The organism is Humidesulfovibrio idahonensis, from assembly GCF_054657715.1.
In genome coordinates this window covers 1821226-1838056 of sequence record NZ_BAAHYE010000003.1, presented here as the reverse complement: position 1 = coordinate 1838056, position 16831 = coordinate 1821226, and the positions used below count along the sequence as shown (strand labels likewise).

Below are 16831 nucleotides of genomic sequence, written 5' to 3'. Positions count from 1 at the left end.
CACCCTGGGGCACTTCCCGGGAGCGGAAACTGGAACAATTTTCCGGCCAAGGCCGGGACACACCCCCAAGGAGGCTACGTATGGCGTTGAAGAAAAAGAACAAAGGTCAGGGCGGCTTCACCCTTATCGAACTCGTGTCCGTGGTCATCATCCTCGGCATTCTGGCCGCGGTCATCGTGCCCAAGTATTTTGACATGACCAGCCGGGCTCAGGACGGCGCGTACAAAGGCGCCCTCAACGAAGGCATGGCCCGCTTCAACCTGGCCTATGCCCAGTACATCATGACCACCAACCAGAAGCCCACCAGTCTCACCAACCTGGCGGATTCGGCCTACCTTGGCACCGACCTCACGAAAGTCAATATTGGCGACTACAACGTCGGGTATACCCTTGCCTCTTCAACTGTGACCATCAAGCTGGCCGACTCGGCGGGCGCGGCCGTGACCTTCACCGGCGGTTCCGCCGCCCAGATCAATGTGCCCTGGCCCCAGTAGCCGCGCACCGCATTTGACGACACGAGGGGGACGCAAGTCCCCCTTTTTTTTATGCCCCATGCTGTTGCGGCGGCTCTGTTCTCCGTGCTACGCATAGCATCATGATGGACCCAAGCGGCCAGCCTGAACCCCGGCGTCAAAACGCCGCCACTTCCGCCCCATGCTCCGGCTCCGGCATGCGAGCAATCGGCACGTCGGCAGTCAACACAGCGGCACCCGGCACCCAGCCGTCCGGCACGCGGCGCGGCGCGGCGGGCTTCACGCTCATGGAAGTCATCGCCGTGGTCATCATCCTGGCCATTCTGGCGGCGGTCGTTGTGCCGCGCTACCTGGAGTTCGTCGGCAAGGCCACGGAGAGCGTGGCCCAAAGCGTGGCGAGCGAAGGGTTGACCCGCTTCAAGAACGCCTACACCCAGTACCTGCTCGACACGGGCAAGAAGCCCTCCTCCCTGACCGACCTGACCCCGGCCGCCTATTTGAACCTCGACGGCGACGGCAAGGTGAACGTCGGCGGCTATGACCTGGCCTACACCGCCAGCAGCAGCGCCTTGACGGTCTCCTCCTACACGGCCAACGCCACAACGCCCCTGGCCAGCGCCACCATGCCCTGGCCCTAGCAAGCCACCCATAGCCAAAGCCGATACCCCAATTTCCCTCTTTGATTTCCGCAATTCCCGGAGTATAGTCCGGCACATGGCGTGGACCTTCAGCCCGGCCCGCGCTGGTGCGCGCCTCAGACGCCCGATTTCCACCCCGGAGGTCTCCGCATGGCCCAGATCAACGCCTTCTTCAACATGCTCCACGAATACGGCGGCAGCGACCTGCACCTTGCCAGCGGCTCGCAGCCGCTCATGCGCCTGCGCGGGCAGCTCACGCGCATCAAGTACAAGGTGATGGAGCATGAGGACCTGAAGACCATGCTCTACGAGATCACCCCGGAGGCCAAGGTCAAGCAGTTCGAGGAGACCGGCGACGTGGACTTCGCCCACGAGCTGCCCGGCGTGGCGCGCTACCGCGTCAATTTCTTCATGCAGCACCGGGGCATCGCCGCCGTGTTCCGCGAAATTCCGCAAGAGATCTTGAGCGTGGAGCAGCTGGGCCTGCCCGTGCGCCTGCGCGACCTGGCCATGCTGAACAAAGGCCTGGTGCTCGTCACCGGTCCCACGGGCAGCGGCAAGTCCACCACGCTGGCCGCCATCATCGACCACGCCAACAAGAACCGGCGCGACCACATTCTGACCATCGAAGACCCCATTGAATTTGTGCACCAGCCCCAGGGCTGCCTGGTGAACCAGCGCGAGGTGGGCCGCGACACCCACAGCTTCAAGGCCGCCCTGCGCGGGGCCCTGCGCGAGGACCCGGACATCATCATGGTGGGCGAAATGCGCGACCTGGAGACCATCCAGCTGGCCCTGGAGGCCGCGGAGACCGGGCACCTTGTCTTCAGCACCCTGCACACCCAAAGCGCGCACAAAACCGTCGACCGCATCATCGAGGTGTTCCCCGAGGACGCCCAGGCTCAGGTGCGCACCAGCCTGGCCGAATCCCTGCGCGCCATCGTCTCGCAAACGCTGTTCAAGCGCATCGACAAGCCCGGCCGCGTGGCCGCGCAGGAGATCCTCATGGGCATCCCCAGCGTGCGCAACCTCATCCGCGAGGGCAAGACGCACCAGCTGCCAAGCGTGTTGCAAACAGGCCGGGAGTTCGGCATGCAGACCCTGGACGACGAGATCTGCCGCCTGCTCGAAAGCGGCATAATCGCCCCGGACGACGCCCTGGTGCAGGCCCAGAACAAGGAAAAGGTTCAGGCGGGAATCGACAAGAACGGAGGCGGCCAATGAACATGACGCGCCCTCAGTTCGACGCCCTCATGGGACAGGTGCTCGACCTGCATCCCGGTGTGGCCGACATCATCATCACCACAGGCAAGCCCATCCAGGCCGAGGTGGACGGCGAGCTCAAGGACGCCGTGACCACGCCGGACCTGGGCCGGCTCTCCGCGCTCATCACCAAGGCCATGGCCCTGGCGCTGATGGGCGAGAACGCCCGCCTGCAAAAGGCGCTGGCCGCCAAGGGCTCCTGCGACCTTTCCTACGCGCTGCCCGGCCGGGGCCGCTTCCGCGTGAACATCTTCAGCCAGCGGGGTTCCCTCGCCCTGGTGCTGCGGCGTCTGCCCTCGCGCATTCCCACCATGGACGAGCTGGGCCTGCCGCAGGCCTTTCAGGAAATGGCCAAGGAGAAGAACGGGCTCATCCTCGTCACCGGCGGCACGGGCTCGGGCAAGTCCAACTCGCTGGCCGCCCTCATCGACAGCATCAACGAAACCCGCGCCGGGCACATCGTCACCCTGGAGGACCCGGTGGAGTTCACCCACCCGCACAAAAAGGGCACGGTGAACCAGCGCGAGCTGGGCATAGACTTCGACACCTTCGCCTCCGGCCTGCGCGCGGCCTTCCGCCAGGGGCCCAAGGTCATCCTGGTGGGCGAAATACGCGACCCCGAAACCATGGAGATAGCCCTGCAGGCGGCCGGCACCGGGCATCTCGTGCTTTCCACCCTGCACACCACGGACGCCGGGTCGACCATCAACCGCATTCTGGGGCTGTTCAGCCCGCAGGAGGAGCGGCTCATCCGCATGCGCCTGGCCGAGTGCCTGCGCTTCGTGGTTTCGCAGCGCCTGCTGCCCAAGGTCGGCGGGGGGCGCGTGGCGGCCTTCGAGGTCTTGAAGAACACCCTGCGCATCAAGGAGCTCGTCCTCCAGGGCGAAAGCGCGGAGCGCAGCTTCTACGGCGTGCTGGAGTCCAGCTCCACCTACGGCATGCGCACCTTCGACCAGCACTTCCTGGCGCTCTTCGAGGCCGGGGTCATCACCGAGGAGACCGCGCTGCTTTCCGCCACGGACCGCGCGCGCCTGGGCCAGATGATCGACAGGACCAAGGCCTTGCACGGCGACAGGGGCACCAGCCTGACCCTGGAAGGCATTGAGGACGACGCGCGCAAATAGCTTTGCTCTTTTTTTCTCAATCGCGGGCCGGAACCTGTTCACACCCTGTTTGTTTTGCGCTATTGAGGAGTTGAAAGACACTCCCGGCGGTCGGTCATGGCCGCGGAACCCTCAATGGAAGGAGGAATTCTCATGGCGGACTACAAGCAGGCGGATTTGCCCGTGCAGCTGCACCCCGACGACCTCTTGCGTCTGGACGACGGCACCTCCGTGCGCTGGGAATCCAGCGGCGAGGCCAAGGACATCATGCTGAACGACGATTTCAACGCCGCGGCGCAGCTTTTTCCCGGCTGCGACTACACCCTCTCGGCCAGCGGCAGGGATTTCCGCATCAGCACCGGCTACGAAGAACACATCACCGTCGAAGCCATCTAAGCACACCCGTTCCGGCGGCCGCGCAAGCATGAGCGGCCGCCGGAACGTCCCAGCAGCACGGAGCGGCAATGAACAAGCATCTGCTCGTCACCATCACCGATGATCCCAGCGCCCTGCGAGGCCTGCGCTTCGTCTGCGCCTTCTTTCAGAATAAAGAAGACGTCCGCCTGACCCTGTTCAACACCGCGCCGCAGCCGCCCGCCGTTTGGGGCGAGGAAAAGAACTTCGAAAGCCTGCGCGACAACGAGGCCAACGCCGAGACCATCATCCAGAACGGCAAGAAGGCCATGGACGCCGCCCGCGCCGTGTTCGTCAACGGCGGCTTCAACCCCGCCCAGGTTGATGACAAGATCATCGCGCGCAACTTCTCCCGCATCGACGACATCATCAAAGAAGGCGAAAGCGGCCTGTACGACGCCGTGGTCTTTGGCCGGCGCGCCATGCTCAAGCTAGAGAACTTCCTGGACAAAAGCGCCAGCGAGGAGATGCTGCAGGCCAAGTTCAACTTTCCCCTGTGGCTGTGCCGCGACGTGGAGTACGGCCGCAAGGGCGTGCTGCTCTGCGTGGACGACTCCGAGGCCTTCCGCCGCATGGCCGACCACGTGGGCTACATTCTGCAGGGCGAAACCCAGCACACGGTCACCCTGCTGCGCGTGGTGAAGAAGTCCGACCCGGCCGAAGCGCCGGAAGGGCTGTTCAGCAAGGCCATCAGCGTGCTGGAGGACAACGGCCTGCCCACCCGGCTCATCCGCACCCGCATCGAAGTGGCGGACGACGTGCCCGAGGCCATTCTGCGCGAGGCGGATCGCGGCCGCTACGCCGCCGTGGCCGTGGGTCGCACCGGCATCAAGAAGGGGCCGCTGGCCCGGCTCTTCGCCACCTCGGTCACCGTGGCCCTGTTCCACCGGCTCAAGGGCGCGGTGCTTTGGGTCAGCAGGTAGCGGCTAGCGCCCGCAGGCGCGGGCAACTACTCCCTGCTTGACCTGCGGCCGCGGCAAGGCTAGGCGCATGCCCACGGGCAAACCGCCCGCGGAGCCGCAATGACCCCGCCCCGCCCACCACTATTCACGTTCCGCTTCCTGGCCTTGTGCCTGTTCATGCTGCTGGCCTACTGCAACATCTCCGTCTTCTACAATCTTTACCCGTACCTGGAGTATCTGGGCGTGCCGCAGCAGTTGCGCGGCCCCATCATCGCCTCGTCCTCCCTGGCCACCATCGCCGGCTTTCTGCTCCTCACGCCGCGCCTCAGCGTCAAAACCGCGCCCTACGCCATCTTCGCGGGCATCGCCATGCTCATCCTCTGCGGCGTGGGCTATCTGTTCGAGCGCGACGTGCCCGGCCTCTTCGCGCTCCGGCTCATCAACGGCGCGGGCATCGCCCTCATGAGCGGCTCGGCCACGACGCTCTTGGTGGCGCACATAGCGCCGGAGCGCAGCGGCCAGGCCTTCGGCGTCTATTCCGTGGCCGCCCTGCTGCCCTACTCCATCGTGCCCAGCCTGTTCGACCACATCGGCGTTTTTCTGCCCTCGCCCGCCTGGGGCTACGCGGCCATGTCCCTGGCCCTTGTTCCCGCGGCCGTCATCAACCTGGTGCTCCTGCGCCAGCACCGCGCCGGCAGAGCCATGGAGCCCGGCAAGGGCGGCGCGGGCTACGCGGCCATGCTGCAAAGCCTGCGCACGCGCAAGACCGTGCTCATGCTGCTCCTCAACATGGTGTATTACCTCAATTTCGCCGCCCTGTTCTTCCTGTCCAAAAGCCTCTTCGCCAGCCGGGGCCTGGGCAACGTGGGGCTCTTCTTCAGCATCCAGACCGTGCTCATGCTCCTCATCCGGGTCTTTGCCTCGCGCCTGTTCGACGAGGTGAAGAAGCCCCTGCTGATTTTGTGGTGCTATGTGCTGACCGCGCTGGGCTTCGGCATGCTCTGGGCCGCCCACAGCCAGCTCATGGTGGTGGCCACGGCGCTGATGCTGGGGCTGGGCATGGGCGTGGGGCCGCCCTCACTCAACGCGCTCATGTACGCGCTTTCCGAGCAGCCCCTGCGGGCCGTGAACTCGAACCTCATGGTCATGTCGTTGCAGGCGGGCAGCTTTCTTGGCCCCATTCTGGGCGGCGTGGCGGTGGGCATGCTGGGATACCCAGGCTTTTTGGCCGTGGGCTTGGCCGCCAACCTTGGCGGCATATGGCTTTCGGTGCAGTTTCTGCGCTGGGGCTGGACAGGCGGGGCGAAGCGGGAAGCATAAGGCCCGGACACGAGCGGACAAGAAATGGCGCGGCGCGGGCGGAGTTGAATTCTCGCGGTTCGGAGCGGAAACGGCGCCGAGGGAACGCTCGCCGGAGAAGCCATGCCCGACGGGACGCCGGAAAAGGCGCACCGCTTCTCCCTCCGGGGGGTCAAGCGGGGGCGGCCAATCCGCCCCCGCAACCCCGGATGATTCCTGAGTCGGCGCTACTGACCCAGGAGGTCCTTCTTTCCTTCCACCAGGCTGGTGATCACGGTCGGATCCGCCAGCGTGGAGGTGTCGCCGAAGTCTTCAATCTCGCCCGCGGCGATCTTTCGCAGAATGCGCCGCATGATCTTGCCCGAACGGGTCTTCGGCAACCCGTCGGTGAACTGGATGACTTCAGGCGTGGCGATGGGGCCGATCTCCTTGCGCACATGGGCCACAAGCTCCTTGCGCAGCGCGTCGGACTCCTCGATGCCGCTCTTCAGGGTCACGTAGGCATAAATACCCTGGCCCTTGATGTGATGCGGCATGCCCACCACCGCGGCCTCGGCCACGCTGGCGTGGGCCACCAGGGCGGACTCGATTTCCGCCGTGCCCAGGCGGTGGCCGCTGACGTTGATCACATCATCCAGTCGACCCATTATCCAAAAATAGCCGTCCTTGTCTACCCGTGCCCCGTCTCCGGCTTCATAGAAACCGGGGAAGCGGTCGAAGTAGGTCTTGCGGTAGCGCTCCGGGTCGCCAAACACGCCGCGCAGCATACCCGGCCAGGGCTTCTTGATGACCAGATGCCCGCCCTCGTCCGGGCCGGCGTCGCTGCCGTCGTTGCGCACGATGGCCGCGGCCACGCCGGGCAGGGGCCGGGTGGCGCTGCCGGGCTTCAGCGGCGTGGCACCGGGCAGTGCGGAAATCATGATGCCGCCGGTCTCGGTCTGCCACCAGGTGTCCACAATGGGCGTGCGCTTGCCGCCCACGTGCTCGAAATACCACATCCAGGCCTCGGGGTTGATGGGCTCGCCCACGCTGCCCAGAATGCGCAGGCTCGTGAGGTCGTGCTTCTTGGGCCAGTCGGTGCCTTCGCGCATCAGCGCGCGGATGGCCGTGGGCGCGGTGTAGAAGATGTTGACCTTGAACTTGTCCACGATCTTCCAGAAGCGGTCCGGCTTGGGAAAGCTCGGCACGCCCTCGAACATGACGCTGGTGGCGCCAAGGGCCAGCGGGCCGTACACGATGTAGCTGTGGCCGGTGATCCAGCCCACGTCGGCCGTGCACATGTAGACGTCGTCGTCGTGCACGTCGAACACCCACTGGGTGGTGTGCGCGGCGTAGGTCAGGTAGCCGCCGGTGGTGTGCACAACGCCCTTGGGCTTGCCGGTGGAGCCGCTGGTGTAGAGGATGAACAGCGGGTCCTCGGCGTCCATCTTCTCATAGGGGCAGTCGCCGGTGATGTCCTCGGCCGCCATGGCCTCGTGCCACCAGATGTCGCGGCCTTCGACCATGCGGATCTCGTTGCCGGCGCGCTTGACCACCACGCACTGCTCAATGGTCGGGCAGGTCTTGAGGGCCTCGTCCACGTTGCCCTTGAGGGCGATGGCGCGCCCGCCGCGCAGCACGGCGTCGGCGGTCAAAAGCACCTTGGCCTGGCAGTCGTCGATGCGGTTTTGCAGGCTCACGGCGGAGAAGCCCGCGAACACGATGGAGTGTGTGGCGCCGATGCGCGTGCAGGCCAGCATGGCGATGGCCAGCTCCGGAATCATGGGCAGGTACAGGGCCACGCGGTCGCCGCGCTTGACGCCGAGTTTTTTCAGCAGGTTGGCGCAACGGCAAACCTCGGTGTGCAGCATCTGGTAGGTGTAGACCTTGACGTCGTCCTCGGGCTCGCCCTGCCAGATGAGCGCGGCCTTGTTGCGGCGGCCGTCGGTCAGGTGCCGGTCCAGGCAGTTGGCGGAGACGTTCAGCTTGCCGTCGCCGAACCACTTGATGACCGGGGTGGCCATGTCGGCCTCCAGCACCTTGGTGAAGGGCTTGTCCCAGGACAGGAGCTCGCGGGCGCGGTCGGCCCAGAAGCCCTCGGGGTCTTCGTCGGCGCGTTTGTAGATGGCCTCGTAGTCGGCCATGCTTTTGACGTACGCCCCGGCCGTCACGGCCTTGGGGGGATCAAAGACAAGCCCGGCCTGCTGCAAGCTTTCGATCTTGATGTCTTCGCTCATGTGCCTCACTCCTGCCTTTCGTTGGTGTGCCCGCCGCTTCACGGAACGCTCATTCCGTCGCGCCCGGCGTGCTGTGTTTCGTGCCCATTTCCTACGTAAGGTTGCAAGCCCTTGGCCCGCGTTCTTCGGTGAACGGCGCAAAAGGCGAAGTGAACGGCGCAAGCGGGCGGGTGGGGCCCAGGGGTATGCGGGGATGTCCGGATATGTTCGATTTTTCACGAAAAGCAGAACCGCCCGCGGCCCTGGTCAGGGGCGGCGGGCGGAGGCGTGGCGTGTGGCGTTCCGGTGTCTTGGCGAAGGCGGCTAGGTCAGGCTGCTGGCCATGCCCTCGGCGCTGGTGCCGCCGCTGGAGCTGGCGCTGGAGCCGGAGCTCTCGGCCTGGGCCTCGGCGAGCTGCGACTGGTACATCAGCAGCTGGGATTGCAGCTGCTGCACCTTGGCCTGCTTCTCGTCCGCGGTCAGGCTGGAGTCGCTCTTGGCCTGCTCGATCTGCTGTTGAATCTCCTTGATCTGCTTCTGCAGCTTCTCCGTGGTGCTTTCCGAGCTGCTGCTGGAGCTGCTGCTCGAACTGGAGCTGGAGCTGCTGCTCGAACCGCTGCTCGAACTGGAGCTGCTGGAGCTCTTGCCCATGGTGAGGGTGGTGCCGGCATTGCTTGTGGCGCTGCTGGCGGCCAAAGACTTGGCCTCGTCGGAGATGCTCACCGTGTCGCCGGAGTCGGACGAGCTGGAGCTGTCCGAGGCGGTGTTCAGGGTGCTCTTCGCCGTCTTCGACATGGAGCTGAGGGTGACGCCGCTTGTGGAGGTGCCGTCTGTTAGTGTGGAAGCCAAATTGGTGTAGCCGGAAATGTCCATTGCTCTTCTCCTGTGTTTCAGATGGGGGGGACACAAAAGTTTGCTTGGGTGTTGTATCGGTGTTCCGCGGCAATACCTTAAGGGCTGCCACGTATTTATTTTTTCGCTTCACGGTGTTCGAAATCATCTCTCAACATATCAATTTAAAACGATAAATTATCGTAGCATGCCTTCCATGGCATTTCCGGCCAGCAGAAATATCAATGCCGGACACGCCGGGCGGGCGTTGCTCCCACGTCCAAACAACGGCCGCAGGGCAAAGGCGCGCCTGTTGCCACCAACCCCTTGTTCGGGCTATTGGAAGCCATGTCCGGCGTTCCTGCCGGTTCATCACCGCCACTTCCGCACCCGGGGGCCGCATGAGCCTGACCAACCTCGATTCCCTCTTCAGCCCCAAGGCGGTGGCGGTCATCGGCGCGGCCAACAACCCGCAGAACATCGGCCACCTGGTGATGAAGAACCTCATGGGCGGCGGCTTCACCGGGCCGGTCATGCCCGTGAGCTGCGAGGCCGAGGCCATCGCCGGGGTGCTGACCTACGCCACCGTGGCCGACCTGCCCAAAACGCCGGACCTGGCCATCGTCTGCCGCCCGCTCATGGAGGCCCCGGCCATCATCGACGCCCTGCGCGCGCGCGGCACGCGCTCCGTTGCGCTCATGGGCCCCGGCTTCGCCCGGCTGGACGAAAAGAGCCGCCTCAAGCTGCGCGCCGAAATTCTGGAGGCCGCAAAACCCCCGGCCCTGCGCATTCTCGGTCCCAAGAGCATGGGGCTCATCGTGCCCTCCCTGAACCTGAACGCCAGCCTGGCCCACACCAAGAGCCTGCCCGGCAAAACGGCCTTCCTGTCCCAGTCCGACAGCCTGTTCACCACGGTTCTGGACTGGGCGGGCAGCCACGGCATCGGCTTTTCGCACATGATTTCCCTGGGCGCGCAAATCGACATCACCTTTGCCGACATTTTGGACCACCTGGGCGCGGACCCGCTGGTGCGCTCCATCCTCTTATATGTCGAGTCCATCCACGACGCGCGGGGCTTCGTCTCCGCGGCGCGGGCCGCCTCGCGCAACAAGCCGGTTCTGGCCCTGCGCCCGGGCCAGGCCCTGCACGCGGCCCTGGCCGAGCTGGCCAAGGCCACCAGCGCCCGCGCGGCCGAGGCCCTGGAGATCAACGCCTCCACCGACGAGGTCTACGACGTGGCCTTCCGCCGCGCGGGCATGCTGCGCGTGGGCAGCATCGACGGACTCTTCGACGCGGCGCAGACCCTTTCCGGCGGGCGGCCCGTGCGCGGCGACAAGCTCGCCATCCTGGTCAACGGCGCCTCGGCGGGCATCATGGCGGCCGATGCGCTCTTGGCCGGCGGCGGCAGGCTGGCCCAGTTCTCCGACGACACCACCCAAGCCCTGGACAAGCTGCTGGGCGGCGCGTGGGACGGCGGCAACCCCGTGGGCCTGCGCTTCGACGCGCCCGCGGCCGACTGGGTGGAGGCGCTCAAAATCCTGTTCTCCGACCCTGGCGTGGACGCGGCGCTGTTGCTGCACGTGCCCTTTGCCGGGCTCTCGGAAATCGAGGTGGCCGCGGCCGTGGCCCTGCAGGCCAAGCGCGCCAAGCGCATGGTCCTCACCTCGTGGATGGGCTCGGACTCGGCCCTGAAGGCCCGCGCGGTCTTCGCCGACGCGGGCGTGCCAACCTACGAGACGCCGGAGCAGGCCATCCGCGCCTTTCTGTACATGGTGCAGTTCCAAAAGAACCAGGAGCTGCTCATCCAAACGCCGGACTCCCTGCCCTCGGACTTCTTCCCCGACACGGAAACCGCGCGCGGCCTGTGCGCCCGGGTCCTGGCCGAGGGCCGCAGCAGGCTCACCAGCGCCGAGGCCAAGGACGTGCTCACGGCCTATGGCATTCCCGTGGTGGAAACGCGCCACGTGACCAGCGCGCGCGAGGCGGTCATCGCCGCCGACCAGCTGGGCTACCCCGTGGCGGTGAAGCTCAAGAGCCCGCAGATCAGCCGGCCGCAGGAGGTCGGCGGCGTGGCCCTCGACCTGGAAGGCCCGGACAAGGTCTGGGAGGCGGCGGCGAGCATTCTGGCCCGTGTTTCGCGCCAAAGGCCCGACGCCTACATCGAGGGCTTTTCCGTGCAGAAGATGGGCCGCCGCGCGGGCGCCCACGAGCTTTTCCTCACCGCGCACATCGACCCGGTGTTCGGCCCGGTCATCGCCTTCGGCCACGGCGGCATGGCGCGCGACCTGATCCGCGACCACGCAGTGACCCTGCCCCCGCTGAACATGAGCCTGGCGCGGGAGCTCATCTCGCGCACGCGCATCGGCGGGCTTTTGTCCGGCTCGCCGGAGCGCCCCGCCGCGGACATCGACGACATCTGCCTGACCATCATCCAGATGGCGCAGTTGCTGGTGGACGTGCCGCAGATCGCCGGGCTCGACATCAACCCGCTCTACGCCGACGAGCTGGGCGTGCTGTGCCTGGGCGCGCGCGTGCTGGTGGCGCCGGAGACGCGCGCGGGCGCGGAGCGCCTGTCCATCCGCCCCTATCCCAAGGAGCTGGAGGAGGCCGCCGTGCTCAAGACCGGGCGCAAGGTCTCGCTGCGGCCCATCCGGCCGGAGGACGAGGCCGCCCACCGCGACTTCATCAACAAGCTTTCCGACGACGACCTGCGCATGCGCTTCTTCGGCACCGTGCGGCGCGACTACGATCACAAGGAAATGGCGCGCTTCACCCAGATAGACTACGACCGGGAGATGGCCTTCATCGCCAGCGCCCACACCGAGGGCGGCCTGCCCGAGACGCTCGGCGTGGTGCGCTCGTCCACCAAGCCGGACAACACCGAGGCCGAGTTCGCGGTCATCGTGCGCTCCGACCAGAAAGGCACGGGCCTGGGCAGCATGCTCTTCCGCAAGATGATCGACTACACCAGGGGCCGCGGCACCCGGCATCTCGTGGGGCAGACCATGGTGGACAACAAGGCCATGCAGGGCCTGGCGCGCAAGTTCGGCTTCAGCATCAAAATCAACTCCGAGGAGGAGCTGGTGGATATGGAGCTGGACCTCGCCAAAGAACCCGCCGGCACGTAGCCGCTCTTCCCCGTTCCCCCAGAAAGCGCTTTTCCGCTGTGCCGCCGCCATTGCGCGGCGCGCCCGCGTTTATGCCATTTCAAACATAAAGGCGGCTTTGCAGCGGCCAGGCTATACGCCCTATAAGTAGTGCATAAAAAATATGGACCAAAGCACATCACATTTGATATTTCCCGCAAGAGTGCATGAAGGGCCATCGATAACACCTCTCACTACAGGCTGCCCACAATGAAAACCCTCACCGCCGCACGCATGGAACGCTGCATCGGCTGCCAAAGCTGCTCGCTGGCTTGCGCCCGGCTGGTGCACGGCCGCTTGTCCTGGTTCACCGCGGGCATCCGCATCGGCTCCTCCGGCGGCATCTCCACCGGTTTCGAGGCGCGCGTGTGCCTGGCCTGCGACCCGCCCCCGTGCGCGGCCGCCTGCCCCACGGGCTCCCTTTCGCCCCGCAAGAGCGACGGCGGCGTGAAGCAGGACAAGAAGCTCTGCATCCGCTGCGGCAAGTGCGTGGCCGCCTGCCCGGTCGAGGCCATTGTGCAGGACGAATTGCAGAACCCCTACGTGTGCATCCACTGCGGGCGCTGCGTGCCCTATTGCCCGCACGACTGCCTGGAGCTGGCCGAAAAGGGCAAGGCCAACGTGGTGCAGGAGGTGGCCGAATGATCCGCCAGCATTTCCGCGTGGTCGTCGTCGACCTCTCCACCCGCAAGACCCGGGCCGAGAACATCCCCGGCCGCGTCCAGTGGCTCGGCGGCTCCGGCCTGGCCGCGCTTTTGTTCGAGAAGTACGGCGACCCGGGCGCGCCCTGGACCGACCCCGCCCAGCCCCTCATCTTCGCCATCGGCCCGCTCACCGGCTATTTCCCGCTCATGAGCAAGACCGTGTGCTCGTTCCTTTCGCCCTACCACGGCCAGTACACGGAGTCGCACGCGGGCGGGCGCAGCGCCCTGGCCCTGCGCTTCGCGGACATGGACGCGCTGGTCGTGGTGGGCAAGGCCCAGCGCCCCAGCGTGCTCAGCGTGGGCTCGCAGCACATGGAGATCATCGACGCGCCCTTCTTGTGGGGCAAGGACGTGTTCACCACGGGCAAAATGCTGCGGCACATGCTGCCGGGCAGCGGCACGCGCAGCATTCTGCGCATAGGCCCCGCGGGCGAAACGGGCTGCGCCTACGCCTGCATCAACGTGGACACGTACCGCCACTTCGGGCGCATGGGCTCCGGCGCGGTCATGGGCGCCAAGAACCTCAAGGCCATCGCCATTCTGGGCGACGCATCCTTCCCCCTGCCCGAGGGCAAGGCCTATGCCGCCGCCTTTAAGGAAATCTACGGGCAGCTCACCGAAACCACCATGATGAGCAAGTACCACGACCTGGGCACCGCCGGAAACGTGGCCGCGCTCAACGAGCTGAAGAGCCTGCCCTGGCGCAACCTGCAGGCCACCACCGACCCCGGCATCGAGGGCATCAGCGGCGAGCGCTTCGCCGACGACATGCTGCTGCGCAACGCGGCCTGCGCGGGCTGCCCGGTGGGCTGCATCCACGTGGGCTTCCTGCGCGAGAAGTTCATGGCCGACCACCGCTTCCTCTACCGCCAGGTGGCCTACGACTACGAGCCAATCTTCTCGCTGGGGTCCATGCTCGGCATGACCGACGGCTTCGCCGTTTTGGGCCTCATGGACAGCGTGGAGCGCGAGGGCCTGGACTGCATGAGCTCCGGCGTGGCTTTGGCCTGGGCCACGGAGGCCCTGCAAAAGGGGCACATCACCGAGGCCGAGACCCTGACCCCGCTCACCTTCGGCGAGGCCGAGGGCTACAAAACGGCCATCCACCACCTGGGCTGCGGCACCAACGAATTTTACCGCCGCCTGGCCCAGGGCACCATGAAGGCCGCCAGCCACTACAACGGCGAGGACTACGCCTGCGTGCTGGGCCAGGAGATGGCCGGCTACGCCACGGGCGAAAGCTTCTTCGTGTCCGAGTCATTGAGCTTCCGGCACTCGCACCTGGACTCCGGCGCATATTCCGCCGACCAGAAACCCCAGGACAAGGACGCGGACAAGACCGTGGCGGGTTTTGTGAAGGACGAGGCCGGGCGCTGCGTGCTCACCAGCATGGTGGGCTGCCTGTTCGCCCGCGGGGTGTACAACGCGGAGCACCTGGGCCTGGCCCTCACGTCACTGGGCTACCAGGACGTGGCCGCCAACCTCGACGCGGCGGGAGAGGCCATCCAGCGCCTGCGTTGGCGCCTGCGCATGCGCTCCGGCTACGCGCCGCTCAAGGCCAAGATCCCCAAGCGCTACACCGAGGTCGTCACCTGGAAGGGGCCCATCGACGCGGAGTACATGGAGACCCTGCGCCAAGCCTACGCCAAGAAGCTCATGGAGCTGGGGCAGGAAGTCTAGCCCTCCGCCTCCCCGGTCAACGCCGCGCCCGCACGAAAAAAGCCGGAAGGAATCGCTCCCTCCGGCTTTTTCGCAATGGGGACAAGCCCCTTGATTCCGTTCTCAGCCTTGCTGTCCCTCGGCCCGCAGCTGGTCCGTCAGGGCCTTGAGGTTCTGCGCCTGGCGGGCCAGTTCGGCCACGGCGTCGGCGGAGCGATTCATGGCCTCGGCCGTGTCGTTGGAGATGCGGCTGATGTCCTCCACGCTGCGGTTGATCTCCTCGCTGGTGGCGGACTGCTGCTCCGCGGCGGTGGCGATGCTGCGCACCTGGTCCGAACTCGCCTCCACCAACCCCACGATGGTGTGCAGGGCCTGGCCGGACTGCTCGGCCAGGGAGGTGGCCTGCTGGATGGTCGAAACCGAGCGGTCCACGCTCTCGATGCTCTTGCGCGTGCCGTCCTGAATGCCGCGTATGGCCTGGCCGACCTCCTTGGTGGCGGTCATGGTCTTCTCGGCCAGCTTGCGCACTTCGTCGGCCACGACGGCGAAGCCCCGCCCGGCGTCGCCCGCGCGCGCGGCCTCGATGGCGGCGTTGAGCGCCAGCAGGTTGGTCTGGTCGGCAATGTCGGTGATGACGGAAAGGATGTTGCCGATGCCGTCGGCTTGGCGGCCAAGGGACGACATGTCCTGCTTCAGCTCCTCGCTGGTCTTCTGCACCAGGGTTATGCCGGTGACGGCCTGGGCCACCACCTGCGCGCCCTGGGCGGCGTTCTTACGGGCGGATTCGCTGGTCTCGGCCGCGCGCCCGGCGTTCTGCGCCACCTCCAGCACTGTGGCGTTCATCTCCTCCATGGCCGTGGCGGTTTCGGTGACGCGCTGGGACTGGTGCTCCGTGCCGCGACGCGACTGCTCGATCTGCGAGGCCAGGTCCTCCGCCGCGGAGGAGACCACGCCCACGACCTGCTCCAGCTTGCCCGCGGCCTGAAGCAGACCCTCGCGCTTGGCCTGGGCGGCCTGCTTAAGGGCGTCCTCGGCCACGGCCGTGGCGCGCCGGGCTTCCTCGGCCAGGCGCGAGGCCTCCTCGCTCTTCTGGCCGCTTTCAAGGATCATCTGCTTCAGCTTGTCCACCATGTGGCGCAGGGTCTCGGCCAGGGTGCCTATCTCGTCGGCGCGGTGCACGTCGAGCCTCTCGTCCAGATCGCCCTCGGCCACCTTGGTGGCGAAGTCGGCCGTGCGCTTGAGCGGCGTGGCCAGCGTGCGGGCGAACCACAGACCCAGCCCGCCCATGATGGCGCAGATGACCACCGCGCCCAAGGACATGGACCAGTTGATGCCGCTCTTGGTCTGCTCAATGACCTTGCGCTCCTTGCCGATGAAGAACATGCCCTCGGTCTTGCCGTTCACGTCCTTGAGGGGCCAGTAGGCGGTCTCAAAGGGCTTGCCCAAAATGACGTTGCTGGCGTGGAACGCTTCGCCCTTCTTCAACACGGCTTCAAGCACGGCCGGGTTGTCCATCTTGGTTCCCACGGCGCGCTTGCCATCGTTCAGCACCGTGGTGGAAACACGGGTGTCCTGATCGAAGATGGTCATCTCCATGCCGGTCAGGTCCTTGATGCCGTCCACGAACTTTTCGCCGGTGAGGCTGTTGCCCACGGCGATGGCGCCCACGATCTCTCCGTTCACCTTGATGGGCTGCGCGCCGCGCACGCCGAACTTGACCACGTTGCCGCGTTCGATGCCGACCACGGGCTTGTCCTTCAGGGCGCTGGCCAGGCTGATGAGGTTCAGGCCGGAATCGCCGGCCTTGTTGTCGTGGGCCCGCACAAGGATGATGCCTTTCGCGTCGGACACCAGGATGGAGTCCACCTGATTTATTTCCAGCTCCGGCTTGAGCAGGGCCTTGAGGGCCTTGGCGTCGCCCTTGCTTGTGGCCTCGATGACGGCGGGATTGTGGGAGAGCGAGGTGGCCAGTTGGAAGAGGTCGGTTTTCTGTGCCTCTATCTGCTTCTCCACCACTCCCTGGAACAGGGCGATATTGTCGCGGGCTTCGGAGTCGAAGCCCTTGCTCACGAAATAATTGGCGACGAGAAACATGCCCAGCGCCGTAGCCAAAACAGCAGCGACGACCATGGAGGTGACTTTCACGAAAATATTCAGTTTCATTGGTCCTCCTGCACTCATTGTCATAAGACTTGTTGTCCGGG

Annotated in this window: 13 protein-coding genes; 10 read left to right on the top strand and 3 right to left on the bottom strand. The window is 65.9% G+C overall.

The window, feature by feature from the left end; genetic code table 11:
- Positions 1-80 precede the first annotated feature (80 nt).
- The 7 genes from ACYQ4W_RS14490 to ACYQ4W_RS14460 all read left to right on the top strand — a co-directional run bounded on the left by ACYQ4W_RS14490 (position 81) and on the right by ACYQ4W_RS14460 (position 6113).
- A complete protein-coding gene (locus ACYQ4W_RS14490; RefSeq protein ID WP_459858027.1) occupies positions 81-494 on the top strand; it encodes a type II secretion system protein in 414 nt (137 codons plus the stop codon).
- Between the two features lie 176 nt (positions 495-670).
- On the top strand, positions 671-1111 hold the full coding sequence (locus ACYQ4W_RS14485; protein ID WP_459858024.1) for a type IV pilin protein: 441 nt from the start codon (positions 671-673) through the stop codon (positions 1109-1111).
- Between the two features lie 150 nt (positions 1112-1261).
- Positions 1262-2335, top strand: a complete 1074-nt coding sequence (locus ACYQ4W_RS14480; RefSeq protein WP_459858022.1) for a type IV pilus twitching motility protein PilT — start codon at positions 1262-1264, stop codon at positions 2333-2335.
- Positions 2332-3498 (top strand): type IV pilus twitching motility protein PilT, encoded by a 1167-nt coding sequence (locus ACYQ4W_RS14475; RefSeq protein ID WP_459858019.1) that lies wholly within the window; start codon positions 2332-2334, stop codon positions 3496-3498. The genes ACYQ4W_RS14480 and ACYQ4W_RS14475 overlap by 4 nt, the downstream gene beginning before the upstream one ends.
- 132 nt (positions 3499-3630) lie before the next feature.
- Positions 3631-3873 (top strand): hypothetical protein, encoded by a 243-nt coding sequence (locus tag ACYQ4W_RS14470; protein WP_459858016.1) that lies wholly within the window; start codon positions 3631-3633, stop codon positions 3871-3873.
- Positions 3874-3941: 68 nt separating this feature from the next.
- A complete protein-coding gene (locus tag ACYQ4W_RS14465) occupies positions 3942-4814 on the top strand; it encodes a universal stress protein (protein WP_459858013.1) in 873 nt (290 codons plus the stop codon).
- A gap of 99 nt (positions 4815-4913) precedes the next feature.
- Positions 4914-6113 carry an MFS transporter gene (locus tag ACYQ4W_RS14460; RefSeq protein WP_459858010.1) on the top strand — a complete coding sequence of 400 codons (1200 nt, stop codon included), beginning with the start codon at positions 4914-4916 and terminating at the stop codon, positions 6111-6113.
- A gap of 206 nt (positions 6114-6319) precedes the next feature.
- Here ACYQ4W_RS14460 and acs read toward each other — a convergent pair whose 3' ends face one another.
- Positions 6320-8308, bottom strand: a complete 1989-nt coding sequence (acs, locus tag ACYQ4W_RS14455; protein WP_459858008.1) for an acetate--CoA ligase — start codon at positions 8306-8308, stop codon at positions 6320-6322.
- Positions 8309-8611: 303 nt separating this feature from the next.
- A complete protein-coding gene (locus ACYQ4W_RS14450; RefSeq protein WP_459858006.1) occupies positions 8612-9160 on the bottom strand; it encodes a FlxA-like family protein in 549 nt (182 codons plus the stop codon).
- A 359-nt stretch (positions 9161-9519) separates the two neighbouring features.
- Between ACYQ4W_RS14450 and ACYQ4W_RS14445 the strand changes: the two genes are divergently transcribed.
- The 3 genes from ACYQ4W_RS14445 to ACYQ4W_RS14435 all read left to right on the top strand — a co-directional run bounded on the left by ACYQ4W_RS14445 (position 9520) and on the right by ACYQ4W_RS14435 (position 14648).
- Positions 9520-12246, top strand: a complete 2727-nt coding sequence (locus ACYQ4W_RS14445; RefSeq protein ID WP_459858004.1) for a bifunctional acetate--CoA ligase family protein/GNAT family N-acetyltransferase — start codon at positions 9520-9522, stop codon at positions 12244-12246.
- A gap of 228 nt (positions 12247-12474) precedes the next feature.
- The gene (locus tag ACYQ4W_RS14440; protein WP_459858002.1) at positions 12475-12909 is read left to right on the top strand and encodes a 4Fe-4S binding protein; all 435 of its coding nucleotides are present in this window, start codon (positions 12475-12477) and stop codon (positions 12907-12909) included.
- Positions 12906-14648: an aldehyde ferredoxin oxidoreductase N-terminal domain-containing protein gene (locus ACYQ4W_RS14435; RefSeq protein WP_459858000.1), complete on the top strand. Its 1743-nt coding sequence runs from the start codon at positions 12906-12908 to the stop codon at positions 14646-14648. Before ACYQ4W_RS14440 ends, ACYQ4W_RS14435 begins: the two co-directional genes overlap by 4 nt.
- 102 nt (positions 14649-14750) lie before the next feature.
- Here the strand turns inward: ACYQ4W_RS14435 and ACYQ4W_RS14430 are convergent, their stop codons facing one another.
- Positions 14751-16790 (bottom strand): methyl-accepting chemotaxis protein, encoded by a 2040-nt coding sequence (locus tag ACYQ4W_RS14430; protein ID WP_459857998.1) that lies wholly within the window; start codon positions 16788-16790, stop codon positions 14751-14753.
- Positions 16791-16831 lie beyond the last annotated feature (41 nt).